At 32.8% G+C, this 6,218-nt stretch carries 7 protein-coding genes; 3 read left to right on the top strand and 4 right to left on the bottom strand.

Annotation, left to right across the window (positions count from 1 at the left end):
* Positions 1–164 precede the first annotated feature (164 nt).
* From P767_RS0114755 to P767_RS0114745, 3 genes are all read right to left on the bottom strand, one after another.
* A complete protein-coding gene (locus tag P767_RS0114755) occupies positions 165–785 on the bottom strand; it encodes a hypothetical protein (RefSeq protein WP_026765150.1) in 621 nt (206 codons plus the stop codon).
* A 182-nt stretch (positions 786–967) separates the two neighbouring features.
* Entirely contained in the window at positions 968–1,267 is a 300-nt protein-coding gene (locus P767_RS0114750; RefSeq protein WP_026765149.1) for a type II toxin-antitoxin system RelE/ParE family toxin, read from the bottom strand.
* Entirely contained in the window at positions 1,260–1,511 is a 252-nt protein-coding gene (locus tag P767_RS0114745; protein ID WP_026765148.1) for a type II toxin-antitoxin system ParD family antitoxin, read from the bottom strand. Before P767_RS0114745 ends, P767_RS0114750 begins: the two co-directional genes overlap by 8 nt.
* Positions 1,512–2,441: 930 nt before the next feature.
* On the opposite strand from P767_RS0114745, the gene P767_RS0114740 reads away from it, so the two are divergent.
* Positions 2,442–3,188, top strand: a complete 747-nt coding sequence (locus P767_RS0114740) for a LytR/AlgR family response regulator transcription factor (RefSeq protein WP_026765147.1) — start codon at positions 2,442–2,444, stop codon at positions 3,186–3,188.
* Here P767_RS0114740 and P767_RS17815 read toward each other — a convergent pair.
* Positions 3,183–4,709, bottom strand: coding sequence for a sensor histidine kinase (locus tag P767_RS17815; RefSeq protein ID WP_172637556.1), 1,527 nt, complete (start codon positions 4,707–4,709; stop codon positions 3,183–3,185). The genes P767_RS0114740 and P767_RS17815 overlap by 6 nt on opposite strands.
* Before the next feature lie 106 nt (positions 4,710–4,815).
* Here P767_RS17815 and P767_RS0114730 point away from each other — a divergent pair, with 106 nt between their 5' ends.
* A complete protein-coding gene (locus P767_RS0114730; protein WP_157611563.1) occupies positions 4,816–5,238 on the top strand; it encodes a hypothetical protein in 423 nt (140 codons plus the stop codon).
* Between the two features lies 1 nt (position 5,239).
* Positions 5,240–6,214: a helix-turn-helix transcriptional regulator gene (locus P767_RS0114725; RefSeq protein ID WP_026765145.1), complete on the top strand. Its 975-nt coding sequence runs from the start codon at positions 5,240–5,242 to the stop codon at positions 6,212–6,214.
* Positions 6,215–6,218: the final 4 nt, after the last annotated feature.

Genomic DNA, 6,218 nt, shown 5'->3' with positions numbered 1-6,218 from the left:
TCCGTGGCTTTACGCTGGTTGGAAAATCTGTGTTACTACTGCTGGCTTGGCCACTAAAGACCTGATTAGCTAAAGCCAAATTACTAAAGCTCATTTGAAATACCTACGCTGATGGGCCATTACTGAAAGACCAACTGGCGTAAAGCCTATTGTTGTACGCAGCCTTAGTAACCCATTTCTTTTAAAGCTTTTCGAATTGATGCAACGTCTTTATATTTAAACTTAAAATGTTTATTATCCCTATCACCTTCAAATCCAGTGAATTTAGAGCTAAGTTTTTCCAATTTTGTCAATCTGTTAGGTGGTATTAATACATTAGGATTGTCATAAAAGTAAGTGTCATAGAAGTCACCATAAACGCCAGCACTTCTATGAATTTGTGGTATCCTAACTATAATTGCAATTTCTCTTTCTTTATCCTTGTCTGTGTTTGCAAAGAATAAAGTCTCAATTCTTGGTTCTCCACCATCTTCGTGGAAAGTGTCAATTAAAGCCCTTTGATAGTTATTGGAATTTATCTTAAAAAAGCAATACCCTAAAATAATTGATTCCTTGTTTTCATCATATTGTCCATGAGATTGTGTATTAACTGCTATAAATGTAAAAATCGACCTTTTTGTACTATCCCATTCCTTGGTCTCTATTACAGGATGAGCTAGGTCTTCAACCTTGAATACTCGTTTTATAAATGAATCAGCACTTTCGTTTGTCAGCCTTGAAAATGTCTGTCCAAAAGAAAACGATGTAAAAAAAATAAGTCCAAATGTCAAAGAGAGTTTTTTCATAAAAGGTTGCGTTCAACGTCCGTGGCTTTACGTTGGTTGGATAATCTGTGTTCCTACTGCTGGCTTGGCCACTAAAGCCACGATTAGTTAAAGCCAAATTACTGAAGCCTATTTGAAATACCAAAGCCGATAGGCCGTTGCTGGAAGTCCAACTTGTGTAAAGCCTTTTGTTAGCTGTGGTTTTACTCTTGTAATCTGTTTTTCAAATCCATTTGTGAATGCAAGATTCTTGCTATTTCAACTTTGGTAATGCTCAGCTTTCTGTAGAATAGTATGTGCTGACCAGCTTTAAATCCTAGAATTTCAGTACTTACTTCTGGATAATATTTGCCCATAACCTTGCCATCTGCTATGTCTTGACAAGAATCTAAAAGCATGATGTAGTATTTGTCAGCTTGTTTCTCTGACCAGGTATCAACTGTATATTCCCAAATTGAAGATAAATCTTGAACTGCTTTGTTTGTTAGAGTGTAACTACCCATTTTTCCTTCTAGCAGCTTTTAATTTTTCTAAATGCTTTTTAGGGTCGAAGCCTCTTGCCACTCCACTTTCAATACCATCTGTAATTGCTTTTTTGAGAGCTTGTATTTTTGACTCTTCTTCTTCCAAAAGCCGAAGACCTGCCCTTATTACTTCGCTTGCATTCTTAAATCTTCCTGTTGAAACTTTGTCGTCAACGAAATCTTCAAAATGATCCCCTAGTGATATGGATGTATTGCGTCCCATTGATTAATATTTAAGTAAATGTACCAAAATTTGGTAACTTTTCAACAACTGAAGGGATAAAAAATCACAGCTAACGTTAAGGTATTGATGCTGTCGGCTAAAATTAGTTAATTAATAACTTTAGGCTTCGCCGATAGTGTCAATACCAATGTTGGGCGAAGGTCGTATGGGTCATATCCTTTCAGTTGTCTTAACTGACGACCGGAGTTCGTCAGCTGAATTACTATTCTGTATTTGATAGTACTACTAAAGCAATGACATAAAAGAAATTTATGTTGTTGCTTTAGTAGAGATGTTACTTTGAATATTATTGGGTGATAAAACACTCATGTTAAGTATAAACCCATTCTAAAAATTCAGATAGTTGAATTGAATTAGTGTAGCTTCATGCAAGCCTTTTGCCTACGGCGCTTCACTAGCAAGCTTGCGGCGCCTTCGTCTTAAGGCTTGCAGTATTAAGGCTTTTAACTCTACTCTTTTCAACACAAAAATTTAAATACCTATCGACAAAATTTAAATCAGCTGACGAATTTCGCCGCAACACTTAAATATACGCTACTCCCAAAAGAGAACAAAGGAAATAAGCCTTAAGTGTCATTGTTTTAATGTTATAGTTTTTGTATTGTTATTACGTAAATACACTTATACAATTTTCATTGTATTTCAAAGCAAAGCCTCCTGAGTCCCAGACATAAAAGTCATAGGTCAGTGATTACTAACAGCATATTAATTGGGAAGGAATATTTAAGTCACAATTGGGGCAGTGTGAATATAGTAAAAATTATTAAAATATCAATTTTTAAGCTAAAGCTTTAAATCTGCCTAAAAATTGACCGAAAACCAACCGTGAAAAAACGGTTTAAAATCCCAAGGAAGTATTAATCTCATAATTCAATTATAGCTAACTTAAAGCAAACAACCGCAATACCCTTGAAAGCTATTATTATTGAAGACGAGGTACATTCTCAGATTCAGCTTACAAAGCTACTATATAAGTTCTGCCCTGACATATCGATTGAAGGCATAGCGGATAATGTGGAATCAGGCCTTTCATTATTTTACGAAAAGAAGCCAGATACTATTTTCCTCGATATTGAACTAGGAACAGAAAATGGATTTAATCTTCTTCAAGCAATTAACACTTATAATTTCTCAGTAATCTTTACCACTGCACACGATAAGTATTCATTAAAAGCTATTAAATATGCTGCCTTAGACTATCTCCTTAAGCCAGTCCAGGTTCATGATTTAGTTATGTCTGTGGAAAAAGCTAAAGTTGCTGTAAAAAAGGAAAACTTAAATCAACAACTGGAATTACTACTTAACGGGATTAAAAATTGCAGTACAGAAAGCCAATCAATTGCAATACCACAAAGTAGGGATATTAGAATTATTAGGCTTAAGGATATTATTTATTTAGAATCAGAGAACAACTATACCAAATTCCATTTAATTGAAAATGAGCAATTACTAGTTTCAAAGGGTATTTACTATTATGATGAACTGTTATCAAAAAACAACTTCATCAGAATCCATCAATCCTATCTTGTAAATAAGGCATTTATCAAGTCTATTAGTTCTTCCAATGAAATAGTACTTTTTAACAAAGAACGCCTCCCTATTTCACGTCTAAAATTGGCTGCATTAAAGGAAGCACTACTCAATTACACTTTATAAAAGCCAATTACTGAACCTTACTGTTGCAGTTGCAGAGTCCATCAAAAGTTCAAAATCATAAACAATATGATTACCCTTATTCAATAAATTAAAATGATCAAGTCTTTCTTGCAAATATCTTAGACCATATCCTCCTGCAGTGCCGGTATTAGTCTTTATAACTGTATGATTATTCTTTATGATTATAACTAAATCATTAACGTCACGTTGTAACATAATCTCTAAGTATCCTTTTTCTTTTAACCCAGCTAATCCATGCTTTACAGCATTTTCAACGATGGGCTGTATCAAAAGCGGTAGCACCTCAATAGATGTCACATTAATTGACTGGTTTATACTAACATTATAATTGAAACCAAATCGAAGCTGTTCCACCTTACAATACTTATCAATAAGGGATATTTCCTCTTCTAGACTGATAAGTAACCTATCAGAGTTTTTAAGCGTTTCCCGCAGAATTGTAGAAAAATTCGCTAAATATTGACTAGCCAATTCATTCTCTCCATTTGAAATTAATCCCTCAATTGAACTCAGAGCATTAAAGACAAAATGAGGATTTAATTGAGATTGTACCATTTTCAATTTATCTTCTACCCTATTGCGCTGGGCTATTAAATTGGCAATTCGTCTTTTATAGTACCATTTAACTGCCCAAATAATCAATAGACAGATAAAAACAAACAGAATAGCTAAAAACCAGCCTTCTTGATAAATCTCCTTATCAGTAACTATCTCAATCAAACATGAGTCAGTTTGTCCTATGTATTTAATTTCTAGAAAGTAACTATTGCCTGGCTTTACATCTTTTAAAGTAATCAAATGTCCAGTATTAACCCATTTTGCTTTGGGCGCTGTAGATTGATCAAAAAACCTAAATTGAAGAACAGAATCCTTTAGAAGGTTTGGCCTGGGGATTAAAAGCTCCAAATTTTCAAGCGATCTTATTCTTATCAAATTGCCATAACTCTTTTTAAACTCTTTTGGAAAAGTAGTATCCCTATTCAACCGGCTGGCCTTATAAAATTGATTTATATGATCTACATTCTGTAATGTCCTAAATCCAATTACAGAAGGAAACAAATTGGAACAAGAAAATACTATTTTCTGAAGTATTTGTGATTGCTGATTTATCCAAACTACAGTTAAAGTATTTCCATTGTATAGAGTTGTATCTAAAATTTGATCTTTTTTAATTCCTGTAATATTTAAAAACCGGAGCTTTTGCTTAGCATATTTATCATCTAAGATTGCTATTCTGATTTGCTTTTTATCCTTTTTTGGCAAATCAACTTCTATCAGCTGATCAAATTGGTAATTAATTCCTCCTTTAAAAAGAAAAAGCTGGAGCCTACCTGTTTGAATCTTAAAAGAGTCTTTATAATCAAAGGAAAATAGATGATTATTAGATTTAACTATAACAGGAAATTTATGGATAATACCAGTTATTTTACTGAAATCATTTTGCGCGAATAAATGTGAAGAATTAATCAAGAAAAATAAAAAAATAACGAAATTTTTCATAAGCATTTCTATTTAATTATTGCATAATTCACATCACAATTCAGCGAATTCACATTAATAGATAGTATAGTTATTTTATCCAATGACTTTACAAAAAAATAAAGTCATGAAAATCAATATTCTATTTACAGTACTTTTTGTATTACTATTTGCATGTAACAAGTCGGACCTGAGTCACGAGGCTGATACTTTTAATAGTGGCCCATTTTTTATTAATAAAGCTGAGCTAAAAGAAAAGCTTTCAATTGAACTAAGTAAGAGATATAAATCTGAGAAACTAATAGATATAAAATCCATCTCATATATCAACTCTGATTCAACTCAATATGCGGTTATTTTTTACATTACAAATACAGGCAATCACAATGTTTTATTTGAAAAATCAAATTATCCAAGTGAGAATGAACAGTTTAAAATAACAACCTGTGATAGTCTCACTTGTGCCTGTAAAGTAAATGTTACAATCGATGATCAAGGAAGAGTCATTACAAACTGTTCTTGTGGTTCTTGTCTTATGATAACACAATAAAATGGAACTTATTCCAGAATCAACTCAACAAGAGTTATTATCAGCTAATATCCCGAAGGAATGGGCAAATAAGAGCGCGCTAATCAATGGGTTTAAATCAAGTATTAAACAATACACTTCCTTTAATTTACTTTGCCAATACTTTATTAGCCCTCATTTCGATATTTATATTTATCAGCTGCAAAACAAAGAGGCCGTTCGGGTATTCCTCCAATCCAATACTTGTAAATGGCTTCTATTTTATCAGGTAAAAGGACAAAATGGGCAATTTGAAATTGAAGAGCATCAATTTGAAATTTCGGAAAAGTCGTCCTTTTTTGCTAAAACATCTCCAGGAAAATCAATAAAATTAGATCTTGGTATTGGAGGTTTCCTGTTTATATGCTGCAATTTAAAAATGCCTTTAGCGTCTACTCTTCAAAACTATTATACCCCAGTTTTCAAGAACTTTGACCAGAATCCAATTCTATTAAAACATATTCCTATTAACCATCAAATGGAATGGGAAAAGATATTAAACCCTGAAGGTCCAATAGATTTACTTCCTAGTTCGCTACATTCAAAAATTCAGCTGGTCCTAGCTAATTTTTGTACCCACTATAAGGAGCGTATCAATATCGACCTTAAAGCTGGAATGAATCCTTTAGAAAAAGAAGTGTTTGAAATCAAAACCTATATCGATTGTTATCCCTTTAAACGCCACACTTTACAATCTTTATGTAGATTATGTTCCCTCACGAAAAATCAACTAAGATTATTTTTCAAAAGACAATTCGGGAAAACAGTATTTCAGTATTCAATTGACAAAAGGTTAAGCTATTCTGCTGAAATGCTAATTAATCAACCCAATAGAAGTATCAAGGATATTGCCATTAGTTGTGGATTTCGGAAATCGCAACATTTTATATATCAATTCCGGCAGAAATATCAACAAACGCCTTTAAACTATAGAAAAACAGTACTTAAAACAGTGTAAAGCT

The sequence above is a fragment of the Sediminibacterium salmoneum NBRC 103935 genome, from assembly GCF_000511175.1.
Lineage (GTDB): Bacteria > Bacteroidota > Bacteroidia > Chitinophagales > Chitinophagaceae > Sediminibacterium > Sediminibacterium salmoneum.
The sequence above is the reverse complement of the archived record's forward strand: the minus strand, read 5'-3'. Positions and strand labels throughout refer to the sequence as shown.

Bases quoted from the DNA above. Each gene is read 5' to 3' on its own strand.
- P767_RS17815 (WP_172637556.1), bottom strand. From the start codon at position 4,709: ATGAAAAATTTCGTTATTTTTTTATTTTTCTTGATTAATTCTTCACAT.
- P767_RS0114755 (WP_026765150.1), bottom strand. From the start codon at position 785: ATGAAAAAACTCTCTTTGACATTTGGACTTATTTTTTTTACATCGTTT.
- P767_RS0114745 (WP_026765148.1), bottom strand. From the start codon at position 1,511: ATGGGACGCAATACATCCATATCACTAGGGGATCATTTTGAAGATTTC.
- P767_RS0114730 (WP_157611563.1), top strand. From the start codon at position 4,816: ATGAAAATCAATATTCTATTTACAGTACTTTTTGTATTACTATTTGCA.
- P767_RS0114725 (WP_026765145.1), top strand. From the start codon at position 5,240: ATGGAACTTATTCCAGAATCAACTCAACAAGAGTTATTATCAGCTAAT.
- P767_RS0114750 (WP_026765149.1), bottom strand. From the start codon at position 1,267: ATGGGTAGTTACACTCTAACAAACAAAGCAGTTCAAGATTTATCTTCA.